The organism is Curtobacterium sp. MCLR17_059 (genome assembly GCF_003234665.1).
Lineage (GTDB): Bacteria > Actinomycetota > Actinomycetes > Actinomycetales > Microbacteriaceae > Curtobacterium > Curtobacterium flaccumfaciens.
The window spans coordinates 382840-398138 of record NZ_QKSU01000001.1; the positions used below are offsets into that span (position 1 = coordinate 382840).

Consider the following 15299-nt stretch of genomic DNA (forward strand, 5'->3'; position numbering starts at 1 on the left):
CCCCTCCCCCAGACCGGCGGCGCTCGGCCGACCCCCCTCCGGCCGAGCGTCGCCACCCCAGCAAGACCAGCAAGACCAGCACGACCAGCCCCACCACCGCCCCACCCCGACCGTCCGGAGCAGCGCCCATGAGCCAGACCGCAGCGATCCCGCTCAGCGGCATGCTCGACCGCCCGGTCCTCCGCGGCCGTCAGGTCACCCACTCCGAGACGGTCCTCGCCTGGTCGGTCGCCGCGATCGCCGCACTGCTCCTCACCGCCGCCGTCCTGTTCCTCTCCGCCGGCGGCCGCTGGTTCGTCGTCGAGACCCCCTCGATGGGCGAAGCCGCCCCGGTCGGCACCCTCGTGCTCGACCTGCCGGTGGACGTCGCCACGCTCAGCGTCGGCGACATCGTCTCGTTCGAGACCTCCGCCAACCCGGACGTCGTCTACACCCACCGCATCGTCTCGATCGACGCGGACGGCGGGATCCACACCCGCGGTGACGTCAACGGCGCGACCGACCCGTGGACGCTCACCCAGGCCGACGTGATCGGCACCCCCGCGCTCCTGGTCCCGCGCATCGGCTGGCTGCTCCGCGCCGCCCCGATCCTGCTCATCGGCACGCTGATCATCCTGACCCTGACCAGCGCGTTCACCGACCGGGTGACCCGCACGTGCCTGCGGATCGCGGGCAGCGCCCTCACCGTTGCGTACGCGGCATTCGTGTTCAAGCCGTTCGTCAACGTGACGACGATCACGAACACCTCGAGCCCGACCGGCGTCGAGGCCACCGTGATCTCGTCGGGGATCTTCCCGGTCCGCGTCGACGCCCACGGCGGCAACAGCGTCCACCTGGTCGACGGCGAGATGGGCAAGGTCGTCATCCACGAGCTGACGAAGAACGGGCACTACCAGCTCATGTCGAACATCGACCTCGACCCCCTGGGTTGGGTCGCCCTGTTCGCCGTGTGCCTCGTGCCGCTCGTGGCGTGCCTGGCGGTCGGCCGCGTCGAAACGGTGCGTCCCTCGTGAGTCTCCGTCGCCTGCGCGACGGTCGCGTCGTCGCCGTCCTGCTCGTGGTCGCCCTGGCCGTCGTCGTCCTGCTGAACCAGTTCGCCCCGACCCGCTCGGCGTACACCGCCCGCGTGACCAACAGTGCGAACACGGCCGCGACCGCCCCGTACTTCACGTGCACGGGCGCAGTCGGCGCCGACACCGCGAACGCGTTGTTCGCCTACCGCCTGACCGAGGCATCGGGTTCGCGGACGGCCACCGACTGGTCCGGTCGCGGCGCGAACGGCACCTACCAGGGCACCATGACCGCGACCACGCCGAGCCCGAACGCCTGCCCCCGCGACAGCGGGAGCGCGTACGCGCTCAACGGCTCGACGAGCTACGTCTCCACCCCGCGCTCGTACGCCAACCCCACGACCTTCAGCGAGGAGGTCTGGTTCCGCACCACGGTCGCCGGCGGCATGCTCATCGGCTTCGGCAGCAGCCAGACCGGCGCGTCGAGCCAGCACGACCGGAAGCTCTACCTGACCACCAGCGGGCAGCTCGCGTTCGGCACGTACAACGGCGCCACGCAGGTCCTCACCTCGCCGAAGGCCTACACCGACGGCGCCTGGCACCACACCGTCGCCACGATGTCGCCCACCAACGGGATGCGCCTGTACGTCGACGGCACGCTCGTCACGTCGAACGCGGCCTTCAAGAGCCCCGAGAACTTCACCGGGTACTTCCGCGTCGGCTACGACGTCGTCAGCGGGTGGCCGGGTGCCACGAACAACCCGTACTTCACCGGGTCGATGCGGTACGCCGCCGTCTACGGCACCGAACTGACGGCCAGCCAGGTCGCCGCGCACGCGGCCGCCGGTTCCTGACGCACTGACTGCCGGACTGGAGGCTCGTGGCCGTGCCCGCCACGGGCCTCCAGTCCGTCCCCTGGTCACGTCGAGAACGTGGGCCGGGTTTGCGGACCGGGCCCACCAACCCGCGGATTCGGGGCGACGAATCCCGCTGATCAGGCCTTTTCGTGCCGTGGGCCGTGCCAGGATCGTCAGGTCCTGAGACGTCGGAGTCTCCATTCGACCGTCTCGAAAGGCGTCACCCCCATGTCCTTCTGGGCCCTCTTCCTCATCGCGCTCGGCGTCTCCGCGGACGCCTTCGCCGTCGCCCTCGGCAAGGGCCTGCACATGAAGCGCTTCGACGTGCGGCACGCGATCGTGATCGCGCTGACGTTCGGGGTGTTCCAGGCGGTGATGCCGTTGCTCGGCTGGCTGCTCGGGTCGGCGTTCGCGCAGTACATCGCGGCCTTCGACCACTGGGTCGCGTTCGGGCTGCTCGCCCTGATCGGCGGGAAGATGCTGTGGGAGGCGTTCTCGAAGCACGAGGACACCGAGCAGGACACCGATCGGCTGCCGGTCCGCGAGCTCCTCGTGCTGGCGGTCGCGACCAGCATCGACGCGCTGGCGGTGGGCGTCACCCTGGCGTTCCTGCCCGTGTCGATCGGCGGCGCGGTGCTGCTCATCGGGATCACCACCGCGGTGCTGTCGTTCGTCGGGGTCCTGGTCGGTCGCCGTGTCGGTGCCCGTTTCGGCAAGCCGGCGGAGATCGCGGGTGGCGTCGTCCTGATCCTGATCGGTCTGAACATCGTGCTGGAGCACACCGGCGTCATCGGCTGAGGCCACGGTCGGAACCGACACCGGACAGACGGGAGGCCCGTGGCGAGCTGCCACGGGCCTCCCGTCTTTGCTGGTGGGCGTCAGTAACTGCCCAGGCTGCCCGCAGGAGCGTTCGCGACGACAGCGATCACGAAGATGATCCAGATGATGCCGAACACGAGCGACAGGGCGCTGATGATGATGCCGGCGAGGGCCAGGCCGCGGCCGCGCTCCCCGGTCTTCTTGATCTGCGAGAGCGCGATGATCGACACCACGAGGCCGGCGATGTTCACCACGAAGGCCAGGACGAACCCCACGATCGCCATGACGTTGAAGCGGTCGGACGACGGCTGCATCGGAGCGCCGTAGGGCTGCCCGCCGGCGGCGTAGGGGTTCGGGTTCTGCTGGTTGTACTGGGGCGTGCCGTCACTCATGGCGCCGCGTCCTCTCTGGTCAGGGGATGTCTACACAGGAAACGTACAGGACCAGCGAGCCGCACGCTGTGGCCTGGGATGATTGTCGGTGCCCCGTCCCCTGACGGGCGTTCCCGGACCCGGAGGAGCAGTCGTGCAGGTGACCCAGCCGTCCGGACGACGCGAGCGGAACAAGCAGGTCAAGCTCGAGCGCATCGTCGCTGCGGCGAAGGAGTTGTTCGCCGAGCAGGGTGTCGACGAGGTCACCACGCAGCAGATCGCCGAACGTGCCGACATCGGTGCCGGCACGCTCTTCCTGTACGTCAAGAACAAGGGCGAACTGCTGCTGCTCGTGCAGAACGAGCACTACCGCGAGGCCCTCGAGCTGGGGCGACGGGCCGCAGCCGAGGCACGCACGCTCGTCGACGCCGTGGTCGCCCTCGTCGAACCGGTGATCGCGTGCAACCGGGTGCAGGTGGAGAACGGACGCACCTACCTGCGGGAGATGGCGTTCGGTGACCCGGGCGAACCGAACCACGCCGAGGCCCTGACGATCGCGGGCGAGACCGAGCGCACGGTCGCGGGACTCATCGCGGAGCACGGCGGTCTCGACGAGGACCGGGCGGCGACCCTGGCGCACGTCGTGTCCGCGGTGTTGTTCGTGACGATGGTGTCCAGCGCAGACCCCGACACGAGCGTCGCCGAGGTGGTCGCGACGATCCGCGCACAGGTCGGGGCGGTCCTGCCGAGCTGATCGGTGCAGTGCGCGTCGGGGTCAGCGCCGCAGGAACTCCGCCGCGACCGGAGCGAACTGCTCCCAGTACTGGAACACCCCGCCGTGGCCGGAGTTCGGGTAGATGACCAGCTCCGAGCCGGCGATGCGGCGGTGCAGGTCCTCGGACAGGACCGACGGCACCATCCGGTCGTGGTCGCCGTTGGCGATGAGGGTGGGCTGCGTGATCACGGACAGGTCCGACGGCGCCGAGCGGCCGAAGCGCTTGATGGCCTGCAGCTGGGTCCCGAACGCCCGCAGGCCGATGGGTGCGTCACGGTCGACGGTGCGTTCCTGCAACCGCTCGAGGAACGCCTTGGCAGCGCGCTTGCCGACGGCGTCGCGGTTGAAGAACAGGAACTCCTTCGGGTCCGACCGGGTGAGCGTCGCACGGAGGACGTCGAAGTACGTGGTGGTGACGACCTTGTCCATGTCCTTCCCGCCGCGGGGTCCGGTGCCGGTGAGCACGAGCTTCCGGACGAGACCCGGGTGCGCGACGACGAGGTCCTGCGCGATCATCCCGCCCATCGAGAACGCGAACACGTCGACCTGGTCGTACCCGAGGGCGGTGATGAAGGCGTGCGCGTCGTCGGCTGCTGCTTCGATCGTCCGCGGCACCGTGCCCGACGAGGCGCCGACACCCTGCTGGTCGAACGTGATCACGTGCCGGTGCGCGGCGATCGCGTCCACGATGCGCGGGTCCCAGTTGTCCAGGGTCGCGGCGAGGTGCACGAAGAACACGACGGGGACGTCCTCGATCGGGCCGAGCTCGCGGTAGGCGAAGGTGATCCCGCCGGCCTGCACGGTCTTCGCCGGTGCCAGTGCGTAGGAGGTGACGGGTGCTGCTGCGTCGTGCATGGTCGTGGTCCGTTCGTCAGGTGGTGCGTGGAGGGGGAACGTGCTCAGGCGCCGGTGACGACGGTCTTGCCGCGCACCCGGCTCGTGGTGATCGACTCGAGTGCCTGCGGGGTCTCGTCGAAGGGGAACGTGGCACCGACGACCGGCCGGATGACGTCGTCGCGGACCAGGTCGGCGATCCGGCGGAGCTGCTGCCCGTCGGCGCGCATGAACAGGAACTCGTACGTCACCCCGAGCCGCTTCGCCTGGCGGCGGATCTTCCGGCTGATGGCGGCGATGACCAGGCGGAGGACGGGGTTCAGCCCGGCCGCCCGCGCGAAGGCGGGGTCGGGGGCGCCGCTGATGCTGATCGCCTTGCCACCCGGTCGCAGCACGGTGAGGGACCGCTCGAGGTTCTCGCCGCCGAGGCTGTCGAGGACGAGGTCGTACCCGGAGAGCTCCTGGGCGAAGTCCTGCGTGCGGTGGTCGATGACGACGTCCGCGCCGAGCTCCCGGACGAAGTCGCCGTTGGCGGCAGACGCGGTCGTGGCGACGTGTGCGCCGAGGTGCTTGGCGAGCTGGATCGCGATCGTGCCCACGCCGCCCGAGCCCGCGTGGATCAGGACCTTCTGCCCGGCCTGCACGTCTCCGCGCTCGACGAGGGCCTGCCACGCGGTCAGGGCGACGAGCGGGAGCGACGCGGCCTCGACCGGACTCGTGTTCGCGGGGGCGTGTGCGACGTCGGACTCGTCGATGGCGATGCGTTCGGCGAAGGTGCCGATGCGGTGGTCACGCGGTCGCGAGAAGACCTCGTCGCCGACGGCGAACCGGCGGACCGCGGCACCGACGGCGATGACCGTGCCGGCGACGTCGTGCCCGAGGGTCAGCGGGGTCCTGTACGGCAGGATCAGCTTGAACTCGCCGAGCCGCAGCTTCTCGTCGAGCTGGTTGAGCCCGGCGGCGGCGACCGCGACGAGCACGTCGTGGTCGCCGACCACCGGCTCGGGGACGTCGGCTCCGTGGAGGGGCTGCTTGTAGTCGTCGAAGATGAACGCGCGCATGGGTCTGGTGCTCCTGTGGTCGTGAGGGTCTGGGGGGTACTGGGGGCTACTGGCCGAGCAGGTCGCGGACCGCGTCGACGACGGCCGTCCGGTCCTGGGAGACGACGCCGTGCCCGGCATCGGGGACGATCCGCACCGAGGCGTGCGGGAATCGATCGCGCAGGACGTCGACGTTGGCGACCGAGACCATCCGGTCGGAGTCGCCGTGCACGAGCAACGCGGGCCCGGTGAACCCGGACGGCGTCGACACGAGGGGCCGATCGCCCCACCGGCGGACCGCGCGGAGTTGTGCGCGGAACACCGCCGGGCTGATCGCACGGTCTCGGTCGGCACGCGGACGGGTGAGGCGTGCCCGGTAGTCGGCAGCGGCACGGCGCCCGGCCGGTGTCCTGGTGAAGAACAGCAGGGTCGTGGGATCGGTGGCGGTGACGAGCCCCCGCAGGATCGTGCGGACGACGACACCGGTCATGCGTGCGAGACCGGGCCCGCCAGCCGGTCCCGACCCGGCCAGCACGAGGTGCTCCACGAGGCCGGGGGCGCGCTCGACGATCTCCTGCGCGACCATCCCGCCCATCGACAACCCGAACAGGTCGATCCGGTCGAGACCGAGCTCCCGGATCGCTGCGAGGGCGTCCGTTGCCATGTCCTCGATCGAGTCGCGGGCGCGTCCTCCGGCGCCACCGACGCCGCGGTAGCCGAGCAGGACCACGCCGCCGCGCTCGGCCAGCGGCTGGACGAGCTCGGGGTCGAAGCTGTCGAGGTTCGCGGCGAGGTGGGTCAGGACGACGAGCGGGATGCCCGCGGTGGTGCTGCCGAGTGTGCGGGCCAGGACGGTTCCGCCCGGGACGGCGATCGCGCGGGTCGTCGTCGACCGGGTGCGCTCGGTGTGCGGTTCGTCGTCCATCGCCGTCCTCGTCTCGTGTGGTGCGCCTCGGCCTGTCCCGAGTATGCTCAATAATGAGCACACTCAGTAATGTTGTCAAGGAGCGTGATGGAATCCAACCTCGGTCGGCGGGAACGCGGACGGCAGGACAAGACCCGGCGCATCCTCGATGCCGCACGCACCCTGTTCCTGGAGCGGGGCGTCAGCGGGGTCACCACACAGCAGATCGCCGACCGGGCGGACGTCGCCGTCGGCACCCTGTTCCGGTACGCGGCGACCAAGGCCGAGCTGCTGATCATGGTGCAGAACGAGCGGTTCGCAACGGCGATCGACGACGGTCTCGCGGCGGTCGCGGCCGCCCCCGACGATGCCGATGCCGTGCCGGTCGTGCTCGCGCTGCTCGGACCGGTGGTGCGCTGTGTCCGGGAGCATCCCGAGAACGGTCGGACCTACCTGCACGAGCTGGTGTTCGGCGACCCGGCGGAACCGAACCGGCACCGCGGACTCGCCCTGGCCCAGCGTCTCGAGGACGGGGTGGCCGCGGTGCTCGAGCGGCACGCCCGGGTCACGACCGTCGACGCCCCGGTGCTCGCCCGGGTGGTCACCGCCGTGCTGCACATCGGGCTGACCGCCACCGTCCACCAGGCGCTGACGACCGAGGAGCTGCTGCAGGACCTCAGCGCCCAGACCACCGTGGCCCTCGAGCCCGCGCTGCGAACGAGTGGGCGTGCAGCACGGTGAACACTGCGCTCGGGGGTGAGTCCGGTGGGTCCGGTGGGCCCGGAGCCGCCCGGTTCAGGACCGTTCTGCGACGAGCTGGACCAGCGCGGCGACCACCTCGTCCGGCGTCGTCTGCCACATCTGCGGTGACAAGTGTCCACTCGCGTCCATGCTGGCGATCCCGTGCGCACTCGTGAGCAGCATCGCGCCGTAGAGGTGTGCTCGCTCGGTGCCGACCACGTCACCCACGATGGCCAGGAACTCGGCCTGGGCCCGTGCTGCAGCGGCGATGGCTTCGTCCGGGTCGTTGGCCGGCAGGGTGAACATCATCCGGTAGACCTCCGGCTCGTCCTTCGCCACCGTCATCAGGGCCTCGAGTGCCGCCCGGAGGACGGCCTCGGACGACCGGTGTCCCCCCGCACCGATCTGTGCGAGCTCCTCGGCGATGCGGTCCCAGCTCTCGGCGCCGACCGCGGCGAGCAGGCTCTCCTTGTCCGCGAAGTGCCGGTACGCGGCACCACGGGACACCTGGGCTCGGTTCCCCACTTCGCGGAGGGTGACACGCTGCGGCCCGCCCTCGTCGAGCAGCGACCTGGCGGCGTCGAGGAGCGAACGGCGCGTGATCGCAGCGGATTCTGCTCGGCTGACCATCCCATGATCATACAGTTGACAATGTCATCCGAAGTGCTACGTTACCCAGATGACAACGTCAACTGAAACTGGTTCGCTCTTCGTCGTGACCGGAGCCTCGACCGGCATGGGTGCAGCGACCGTCCGTGCGCTCGCTGCCCGGGGCCACCGTGTGCTCGCCGGTGTCCGACGGCCCGAGGACGGCCAAGCCCTGCAGTCCGCGACCGTGCGCCCCGTCATCCTCGACATCACCGACCCCGCGCAGATCGCGGAACTCGCCGCCGAGGTCGACGCGGACGGTCACCCGCTGGCAGCCGTGGTCAACAACGCGGGCATCGCGGTGAACGCGCCGGTCGAGGTGCTCCCCATGGACGAGTGGCGGCGCCAGTTCGACGTGAACTTCTTCGGCCACATCGCCGTGACGCAGGCCCTGCTGCCCGCGCTGCTCCGGAGCCGTGGTCGTGTCGTCATGATGAGCTCCCTCGGAGGTCGCTTGGCCCAGCCGACCTACGGCGCGTACTCCGGGTCGAAGTTCGCACTCGAGGCCGTCAGCGATGCACTCCGCCGAGAGCTCGCGGCAGACGGCGTCGGAGTCGTGATCGTGGAGCCCGGAGCAGTCAAGACCGAGATGGTGGGGCGCGGTGGCACGACCGCGCGGCGCCTGGCCGACGCGATGACCCCGGACCAGCAGCGTCGGTACGGCGGGCTGATCCACGCGATCCTCGCCCAGTCGGACACCTTCCTGCGCGACGGGGTCACCGCTGCCGTCGCGGCGGAGACCATCGTGACTGCTGCGACCCACCCGCGCCCGAAGACCCGGTACACGATCGGGCGTGACGCGGCGCTCCTCACCCGACTGGCCCGGATCCTCCCGGACCGTGCCCTCGACCGCGTGCTCGCCCGCGCACTCCGCCCGCTGTTGCCGTCCGCCCGCTGATCATCGTCCTCCCCACTCGACAGGAAGCAGACCCCATGCCCTCTCTCAACGACGCCGTCGTCCTGGTCACCGGAGCGAACGGCGGGATCGGCACCGAACTCGTCCGTGTCGCGCTCGAACGCGGCGCGGCCAAGGTCTACGCGACCGCACGCACACCCCGAGACTGGCACGACCCTCGCATCGTGCCGCTGCGGCTCGACGTCACGGATCGTTCCTCGATCACGGCCGCCGTCGCCGCAGCCCAGGACGTCACCGTCGTGATCAACAACGCGGGCGTCCTCCCGCCGACGGCGAGCATGCTCGACCTGGACGAGCGGGACCTGCGGCAGGTGATGGAGAGCAACTTCTTCGCACCGGTCCAGGTCGCACAGGCGTTCGCACCGCTCCTGGTCGCGGCCCGCGGCACAGCACTCGTCACCATCCACTCCGTCGCCAGCTGGCTGGCGTACGGCGGCTCCTACAGTGCGTCGAAAGCGGCACTCTGGGCTGCCACCAACGCCTTCCGACTCGAACTCGCGCCGGCTGGGGTGCTCGTGACGGGCGTGCACGTCGGGTACGTGGACACGCGGATGGCTGCGCACACCGACGCCGCGAAGACGTCCCCGGCAGCCGTCGCGGAGATGGTGCTGGACGGCGTCGAGCGGGACGAGTACGAGGTCATCGCAGACGACCTGAGCGCGCACGTGAAAGCGAACCTGGGAGCACCGATCGGGGTGCTCTACCCCGAGCTGGCCCACGAGGCACCCTGACCGGCACCCCGGCACCCCTCAGATGTCGAGCACCCCGTCTACCGCGTCCGCTCGGTCGGCGATGTGCCCGCTGTCGATGTCCTCGTCCAGGTGCACGCCGACGTAGGTCCAGTCCTCCACGTGCCCGGCGTCGTCGAACACCCGGTAGCGCCGACGGAGCCGCAGGTACGGCACGGCGCGGTGCTCGAACGACACCACGAGCTCGGTCGCCGGCCACTCCCCCTCGACGGTGACCTCGACGGCTCGGTAGTCGCTCGCCGACCGCCGGGGTTCGGGGTGGTCGCGGGTCCACAGGGTGCCGGGCTGGTCGAGGGCTTCGAACACGTCCACGAGGTCCGCGACCGCGCGCTCCCGTGCGGCAGCGTCCAGGTCGTGCAGCGGCCAGCGCGCGCCCTCGACGTCGGTCAGGTCGAACCGCTCCGTCCACGGAGCGCGGGCTGCTTCCAGACGTTCCTGTTCGTCCTCCCACGACGTCTCGTCCTCGTCGCTCGCGGCACGGGACGGCAGGTCATCGGTGGTGACGACGCTGGGCAGGCCGGCAGCGACGTCGAGGTCGACCTCCCGAGCGTCGTAGTGGTAGGTCAATCCGCCCGTCGGATCGGGTGTGCGCCGGGGTCCGGTGGGCATGTACCGGACGGTGAGCACCGTGCCCGCCCGGCGGACCTCCTCAGCCAGGTGGTCGACGGTGATCGTCGTCCGGCTGCCGTCGGTCCGCACGAGCACGAGGTCGGTCGGCGGGGTCGGCAGGGGCGGCGCGGGATCGGCCGGTGGTCCCGACGGGCGAGGGAAGTCGTCCTCGTCGTCGGCGTCGGGTCCGGCACTCCAGAAGTAGCGGGGGCGGACGTCGTGATCGTCGTCGTCCAGCAGCTCGGGGTCGTCGTCCTCCGGCTCCTCGCCGGCCGCCAGCGTCGCCGCCCACTCCTCCGGCGACGGCCAGAACGGCTCCGACGGCGCCCACGGCAGGGTCTCCGGGTCGACGCCGTCGAGCGGGTCGTCCGAGTCCTCGTCGTTCTCGACCGCCTCGTCGTCCTCCGGATCCTCGAGGCCCTCGTCCTCGTCCTCACCCATCCACATCGACGCGTCACGTGGGTCGCCGATCCACAGCCCCTCGACGTCCGCCCCGAACACCCGTCGATCCCCGAGGTCGACCGCGCACGTCACCCCGGCCGGCGTGACGTGCACGGCCATCCGCGACTCTGTGTCGAGGTCGCCTTCAGCGTCCTCGCGCGACACGTAAACCACCCAAGCGCCCTCGTCGGTCGCGAGGACCCCGACCTCGTCGACCGCACCGTCCGGCAACGGGGCGTCCGGCCACGTCACCCACCGCACGTCGTCGCCCGTGACGACCGCCGCGACCGGTCGTGTGGCGTCCGGCACGATCGTCGCGTCACCGACGCCGACGGCGTCGATGGGCTCGAGGAAGCTGCTCATGCAGCGACCGTACCGCGGCCCTGTGGCCGGCCCGTGAACAGCCGGGAGGCCCGTGGCGGGCCCGCACCGCGCCTCCCGTTCGCCCGTTGCCGGTCCACCTGCCGGACCCGCCGCAGCGGTCGGGCGCATGATGGGCGGATGGCACGCATCCTCGTCACCGGATCCACCGACGGCCTCGGGCGGGGAACCGCCGACTCGCTGCTCCGCAGCGGACACGACGTCGTCGTCCACGCACGCAACCCGGCCCGCGTCGAGGCGGTCGCCGACCTGGTGGAGCGCGGCGCCGAACTCGTCGTCGCCGACCTGGCGGACCGCGACGCCGTGATCGCCACCGCCCGGGAACTCGACGCCGGCACCCCGCTCGACGCCGTCGTGCACAACGCCGGCGTGATCTCCGGCCGTTCCCTGGTGCCCGTGAACGTCGTGGCGCCGTACCTGTTCACCGCGTTGCTGCGCTCGCCGGGGCGGCACGTGTACCTGAGCAGCGGGATGCACCGGGGCGGCCGTCCGCGCCTGGACACCGTCGACTGGACCGGCGCTTCGGAGACGAACTCGTACTCCGACACGAAGCTGTTCGTGACGGCGCTCGCCGCCGAGGTGCCGCTCCGACGCCCGGGCGTGCTGAGCAACGCCGTCGACCCGGGCTGGGTGGCGACCAAGATGGGCGGGGCCGGCGCTCCCGACGACTTCGAGCTGGGACACCGCACGCAGGAGACGCTCGCGACCGACCCAGACCAAACCGTGACAGGCGGTTACTGGTTCCACGGGGAGCGGCAGGAACCGCACCCGGCGGTCGCGGACCAGCGGTTCCGCACCGCACTGCTCGACGCGCTCGCCGAGGCCACCGGCATCACGCTCTGAGTCGCTGACGGAACCGCCGCGACCGGTCGGGTGCTCCTGCGAAGGCGATCGTGGCGTCCGGACGAGGATGGCGTCGACACGACGAACGGAGGACCCGGTGACCCTCGGCCTGCACAACGGATCGAGTGGGTGGCAGCGCGTGCGACGGCACGGCCTGCTCCTCGCGAACGTCGCCGTCTTCGTCGTGTGCTTCGTCGGCATGGTGTTCGCCGGGTGGCGGGTGTCCGCGGCGGACGCCCTCCAGCACGGCGAGGCGGCCGTGTCGCTCTGGGGCTTCCTGACGAGCGGCGACTTCGCCGAGGCGACCTTCGAGAACTGGGAGAGCGAGTTCCTGCAGATGGGCGCGTACATCGTGTTCACGGTGTTCCTGTTCCAGAAGGGGTCGAGCGAGTCCGAGCCCCTGGACGAACAGAGCCCGCAGGACGAGGACCCCCGGGAGCACGCCGACGACCCGAAGGCCCCGTGGCCGGTGCGCCGGGGCGGGATCGTGCTCGTGCTGTACGAGAACTCCCTGCTGATCCTGTTCGCGGTGCTGTTCCTCGGCAGTGTCGTCGGGCACGTGATCGGTGGCGCTGCGGCCTACAACGAGGAGCAGCTCGAGCACGGCGACAGCGTGGTCTCGGCGTGGGGCTACCTCGGCACGAGCCAGTTCTGGTTCGAGTCGATGCAGAACTGGCAGTCGGAGTTCCTCGTCATCTCGGTGATGGTGATCGCCACCGTGTCCCTGCGGCAACGAGGGTCGAGCCAGTCGAAGCCCGTGGCCGCACCGACGGAGCAGACCGGCGCCTGAGCGCGGCCGAGACCGGACGGGAGGCCCGTGGCGGACCCCCCACGGGCCTCCAGTCCGATCCGCACCACGCTGGTGCGGTAGGTTCCTGCCGAACGCAGTCCGCACGTGAGAGGGGGCGCCCGATGGCGCAGGGGCACCGCTCTCCGCCCACGATGAGCGACGTCGCCGCCGTGGCGGGTGTCTCGAAGAAGACCGTCTCGAACGTGCTGTCCGGCTACGAACACGTCTCCGTCCGCACCCGCGACCGTGTGATGGCCGCCGTCGACGAGCTCGGCTACGAGCTCAACGTCTCGGCCCGGAACTTCCGCGCCGGACGCTCCAAGGTGCTCGGGCTCGCGGTGCCGGAACTGCGGCAGGCGTACTTCGCCGAACTCGCCGACGCCGTCATCCGCGCTGCCGGAGCCGTGGGCTACACGGTGCTCATCGAGCAGACCGCGAGCGGCGTGCGCGAGGCGGACGCGATCACCCGGATGCGCGAGCACTCCATCGACGGCATCATCTACAGCCCGCTGACCGTCCGGCCGAGCGATGCCGCCGCGCTCGAGGTGAAGTTCCCCCTGGTCGTGCTCGGTGAGCCGATCCCGGACGCCCCCGTGCCGTTCATCGCCATGTCGAACGCCGACGCGCTGCGGGACGCGACCGCGCATCTGCTCGACGCCGGCCGCCGGTCGATCGCGTTCATCGGCTCCGACCCGTCGGGACCCGTGCGCACGGCGCAGGAGCGACTGCGGGGCTACCGCGAGGCACTCCTCGACGCCGGCGTGCCGTTCGCGCCCGAGCGGGTGGTGCCGACCGCGCTGTGGCACCGGGCCGAGGGGGCGGCGGCTGCGCGGCAGCTCCTCGAAGCTGGGGTGCCGGTCGACGGGATCGTCTGCTGCAACGACGCGCTGGCGCTCGGGGCGATGAGTGCCCTGCAGCTCGCGGGCCGGACCGTGCCGGACGACGTCGCGGTCGTCGGGTTCGACGACATCGAGGAGTCGGCGTACTCGACCCCGGCGCTGACCACGGTGTCGGCCGACCTGGACCGGGTCGCGGCGACGGCGGTCGGGGTGCTCGTCGCCCAGCTCGAGGAGGGTGCCCCGGCGACACCGGGGGTGCTGCGCTCCCCGCACGCACTCGTCGTCCGGGCGTCGTCCGGACCGTTGCGTCCGGTTGCTGTCTGACCCGTTGACCGCGGGTGCTCCCCGACCCCTTGACCGGGTGGTCGAGCACCGGCTACTGTCCACATTTACACCGGTGTAAATCCGGGATGGACGAGGTCCGCACACCGACGTGCCGGACGGATGGCAGGTTTTCGATGAAGAAGCACATCGCGGTCGTCGCGCTCGCAGCAGCGGCGTCGCTCTCCCTCGCCGGGTGCGCCGGCTCCCCCGGATCGTCGGGTGACGGCGGCCACGTCGACCTGACGTTCTGGCACGGCTACACCGAGGCCGACGGCAAGGTCCTGGACGGCATCGTCAAGGACTTCAACGCCTCGCAGGACAAGGTCACCATCACGACCCAGACGAAGACCTGGGCCGTGATCGACGACACGATGCTCCCCGCCCTGTCCGCGAAGAAGGGCCCGGACCTCGTCGCGATGACCTCCGACCGGCTGCCGGTCTACGCGCAGAAGAAGGCGCTGGTCGACCTCAGCGACTTCTACGCCGACGACGCCAACAACACCGGGGACCTGAAGGAACAGGCCGTCGCGATGGAGCGGGTCGACGGCAAGGAGTACGGGGTGCCGAGCGGGTTCGTCCCGCTCTCCGTGATCTACAACAAGAAGCTGTTCGCAGCGGCCGGCATCGACTCCTTCCCGACCACCTGGGACGAGTGGGTCGCCGACGCGAAGAAGCTCACGAAGGACGAGAACGGCGACGGCACCCCCGAGCAGTACGGGCTCGTGCTGCCGGACCACCAGACCGTCGGCAACGGCATCTGGCCGAGCCTGTTCGCCGGCAACGGCGGATCGATCACGAACGAGGCGGGCACGAAGTCCACCATCGACTCCGCCGCGAACGCCGAGACGCTCGAGTACTGGGCGAAGGCGGTGCGCGACGACAAGATCTCGCCGACCGGTGTCGACGGCATCGCCGCGGACAAGCTCTTCACGGCCGGCAAGACCGCCATGGAGATCGGCGGCCCCTGGATGGCCGGCGTCGCCGAGGCGTCGGACATCGACTACGGCATCGCGGCGATCCCGGCGGGCCCCGAAGCGCAGGTGGCCTCGGCCATCGGCATCTCGCTCGGTGTGACGGCCCAGACCGACGACGCGAAGCAGGCCGCAGCCGAGCGGTTCCTGCGCTACTTCAACGAGCAGTCCGTCGCGACGAAGTGGGCCCTCGGGTCCGGCTGGCCGCCGCTCCGCACCGACGTCACCGCCGCGGACGTCGACGAGAACCCGACCGTCGCGACGCTCACCGGGCTGCCGGGCACCACGATCCCGCTCCTGCCCGGCGTGGTCGACAGCGCTGACGTGCTCACCGCCGTGGACACCGCGACCCAGAAGGCGATTTCGGGCGGGGACCCCGGATCGCTCCTCGCCACCGCCGACGCCGACGTGCAGTCGGCCCTGAAGTAGCAGCAGCG

17 protein-coding genes are annotated in these 15299 nt (G+C 70.8%); 11 read left to right on the forward strand and 6 right to left on the reverse strand.

Translation table 11 applies throughout. The features are described 5' to 3' along the window. The first annotated feature begins 128 nt into the window (after positions 1–128). The 3 genes from DEJ12_RS01905 to DEJ12_RS01915 all read left to right on the forward strand — a co-directional run bounded on the left by DEJ12_RS01905 (position 129) and on the right by DEJ12_RS01915 (position 2665). Positions 129–1013, forward strand: coding sequence for a S26 family signal peptidase (locus DEJ12_RS01905; RefSeq protein ID WP_111028849.1), 885 nt, complete (start codon positions 129–131; stop codon positions 1011–1013). Further along, positions 1010–1864 carry a LamG domain-containing protein gene (locus DEJ12_RS01910; protein ID WP_111028850.1) on the forward strand — a complete coding sequence of 285 codons (855 nt, stop codon included), beginning with the start codon at positions 1010–1012 and terminating at the stop codon, positions 1862–1864. Before DEJ12_RS01905 ends, DEJ12_RS01910 begins: the two co-directional genes overlap by 4 nt. 231 nt (positions 1865–2095) lie before the next feature. Further along, positions 2096–2665, forward strand: coding sequence for a manganese efflux pump MntP family protein (locus tag DEJ12_RS01915; RefSeq protein ID WP_027466883.1), 570 nt, complete (start codon positions 2096–2098; stop codon positions 2663–2665). Between the two features lie 80 nt (positions 2666–2745). Here DEJ12_RS01915 and DEJ12_RS01920 read toward each other — a convergent pair whose 3' ends face one another. Beyond that, positions 2746–3078, reverse strand: coding sequence for a DUF4190 domain-containing protein (locus DEJ12_RS01920; RefSeq protein WP_071404111.1), 333 nt, complete (start codon positions 3076–3078; stop codon positions 2746–2748). A 133-nt stretch (positions 3079–3211) separates the two neighbouring features. On the opposite strand from DEJ12_RS01920, the gene DEJ12_RS01925 reads away from it, so the two are divergent. Further along, positions 3212–3811 (forward strand): TetR/AcrR family transcriptional regulator, encoded by a 600-nt coding sequence (locus tag DEJ12_RS01925; RefSeq protein ID WP_220034766.1) that lies wholly within the window; start codon positions 3212–3214, stop codon positions 3809–3811. Positions 3812–3832: 21 nt separating this feature from the next. Here DEJ12_RS01925 and DEJ12_RS01930 read toward each other — a convergent pair whose 3' ends face one another. The 3 genes from DEJ12_RS01930 to DEJ12_RS01940 are packed head-to-tail and all read right to left on the reverse strand — an operon-like array spanning position 3833 to position 6631. Next, positions 3833–4687, reverse strand: coding sequence for an alpha/beta fold hydrolase (locus DEJ12_RS01930; protein WP_111028851.1), 855 nt, complete (start codon positions 4685–4687; stop codon positions 3833–3835). A gap of 44 nt (positions 4688–4731) precedes the next feature. Further along, complete coding sequence (locus tag DEJ12_RS01935; protein WP_111028852.1) at positions 4732–5727, reverse strand: NADP-dependent oxidoreductase; 996 nt, start codon at positions 5725–5727, stop codon at positions 4732–4734. Positions 5728–5773: 46 nt separating this feature from the next. Further along, positions 5774–6631: an alpha/beta fold hydrolase gene (locus DEJ12_RS01940; protein ID WP_111028853.1), complete on the reverse strand. Its 858-nt coding sequence runs from the start codon at positions 6629–6631 to the stop codon at positions 5774–5776. A gap of 87 nt (positions 6632–6718) precedes the next feature. On the opposite strand from DEJ12_RS01940, the gene DEJ12_RS01945 reads away from it, so the two are divergent. Then, the gene (locus tag DEJ12_RS01945) at positions 6719–7351 is read left to right on the forward strand and encodes a TetR/AcrR family transcriptional regulator (protein ID WP_111028854.1); all 633 of its coding nucleotides are present in this window, start codon (positions 6719–6721) and stop codon (positions 7349–7351) included. A 54-nt stretch (positions 7352–7405) separates the two neighbouring features. On the opposite strand, the gene DEJ12_RS01950 is transcribed toward DEJ12_RS01945, so the two are convergent. Next, positions 7406–7981 (reverse strand): TetR/AcrR family transcriptional regulator, encoded by a 576-nt coding sequence (locus DEJ12_RS01950; protein ID WP_111028855.1) that lies wholly within the window; start codon positions 7979–7981, stop codon positions 7406–7408. A gap of 49 nt (positions 7982–8030) precedes the next feature. Here DEJ12_RS01950 and DEJ12_RS01955 point away from each other — a divergent pair, with 49 nt between their 5' ends. Then, complete coding sequence (locus DEJ12_RS01955) at positions 8031–8897, forward strand: SDR family oxidoreductase (RefSeq protein ID WP_181433004.1); 867 nt, start codon at positions 8031–8033, stop codon at positions 8895–8897. Between the two features lie 35 nt (positions 8898–8932). Continuing rightward, entirely contained in the window at positions 8933–9646 is a 714-nt protein-coding gene (locus DEJ12_RS01960; RefSeq protein WP_111028857.1) for an SDR family oxidoreductase, read from the forward strand. 18 nt (positions 9647–9664) lie between these two features. Here the strand turns inward: DEJ12_RS01960 and DEJ12_RS01965 are convergent, their stop codons facing one another. After that, a complete protein-coding gene (locus tag DEJ12_RS01965; protein WP_111028858.1) occupies positions 9665–11077 on the reverse strand; it encodes a hypothetical protein in 1413 nt (470 codons plus the stop codon). A gap of 138 nt (positions 11078–11215) precedes the next feature. On the opposite strand from DEJ12_RS01965, the gene DEJ12_RS01970 reads away from it, so the two are divergent. The 4 genes from DEJ12_RS01970 to DEJ12_RS01985 all read left to right on the forward strand — a co-directional run bounded on the left by DEJ12_RS01970 (position 11216) and on the right by DEJ12_RS01985 (position 15291). Continuing rightward, a complete protein-coding gene (locus DEJ12_RS01970) occupies positions 11216–11938 on the forward strand; it encodes an SDR family NAD(P)-dependent oxidoreductase (protein WP_111028859.1) in 723 nt (240 codons plus the stop codon). Positions 11939–12035: 97 nt separating this feature from the next. Then, positions 12036–12728 (forward strand): DUF6766 family protein, encoded by a 693-nt coding sequence (locus DEJ12_RS01975; RefSeq protein ID WP_164941154.1) that lies wholly within the window; start codon positions 12036–12038, stop codon positions 12726–12728. A 152-nt stretch (positions 12729–12880) separates the two neighbouring features. Continuing rightward, on the forward strand, positions 12881–13891 hold the full coding sequence (locus DEJ12_RS01980; protein ID WP_111028860.1) for a LacI family DNA-binding transcriptional regulator: 1011 nt from the start codon (positions 12881–12883) through the stop codon (positions 13889–13891). Between the two features lie 134 nt (positions 13892–14025). Further along, complete coding sequence (locus DEJ12_RS01985; RefSeq protein WP_111028861.1) at positions 14026–15291, forward strand: ABC transporter substrate-binding protein; 1266 nt, start codon at positions 14026–14028, stop codon at positions 15289–15291. Positions 15292–15299: the final 8 nt, after the last annotated feature.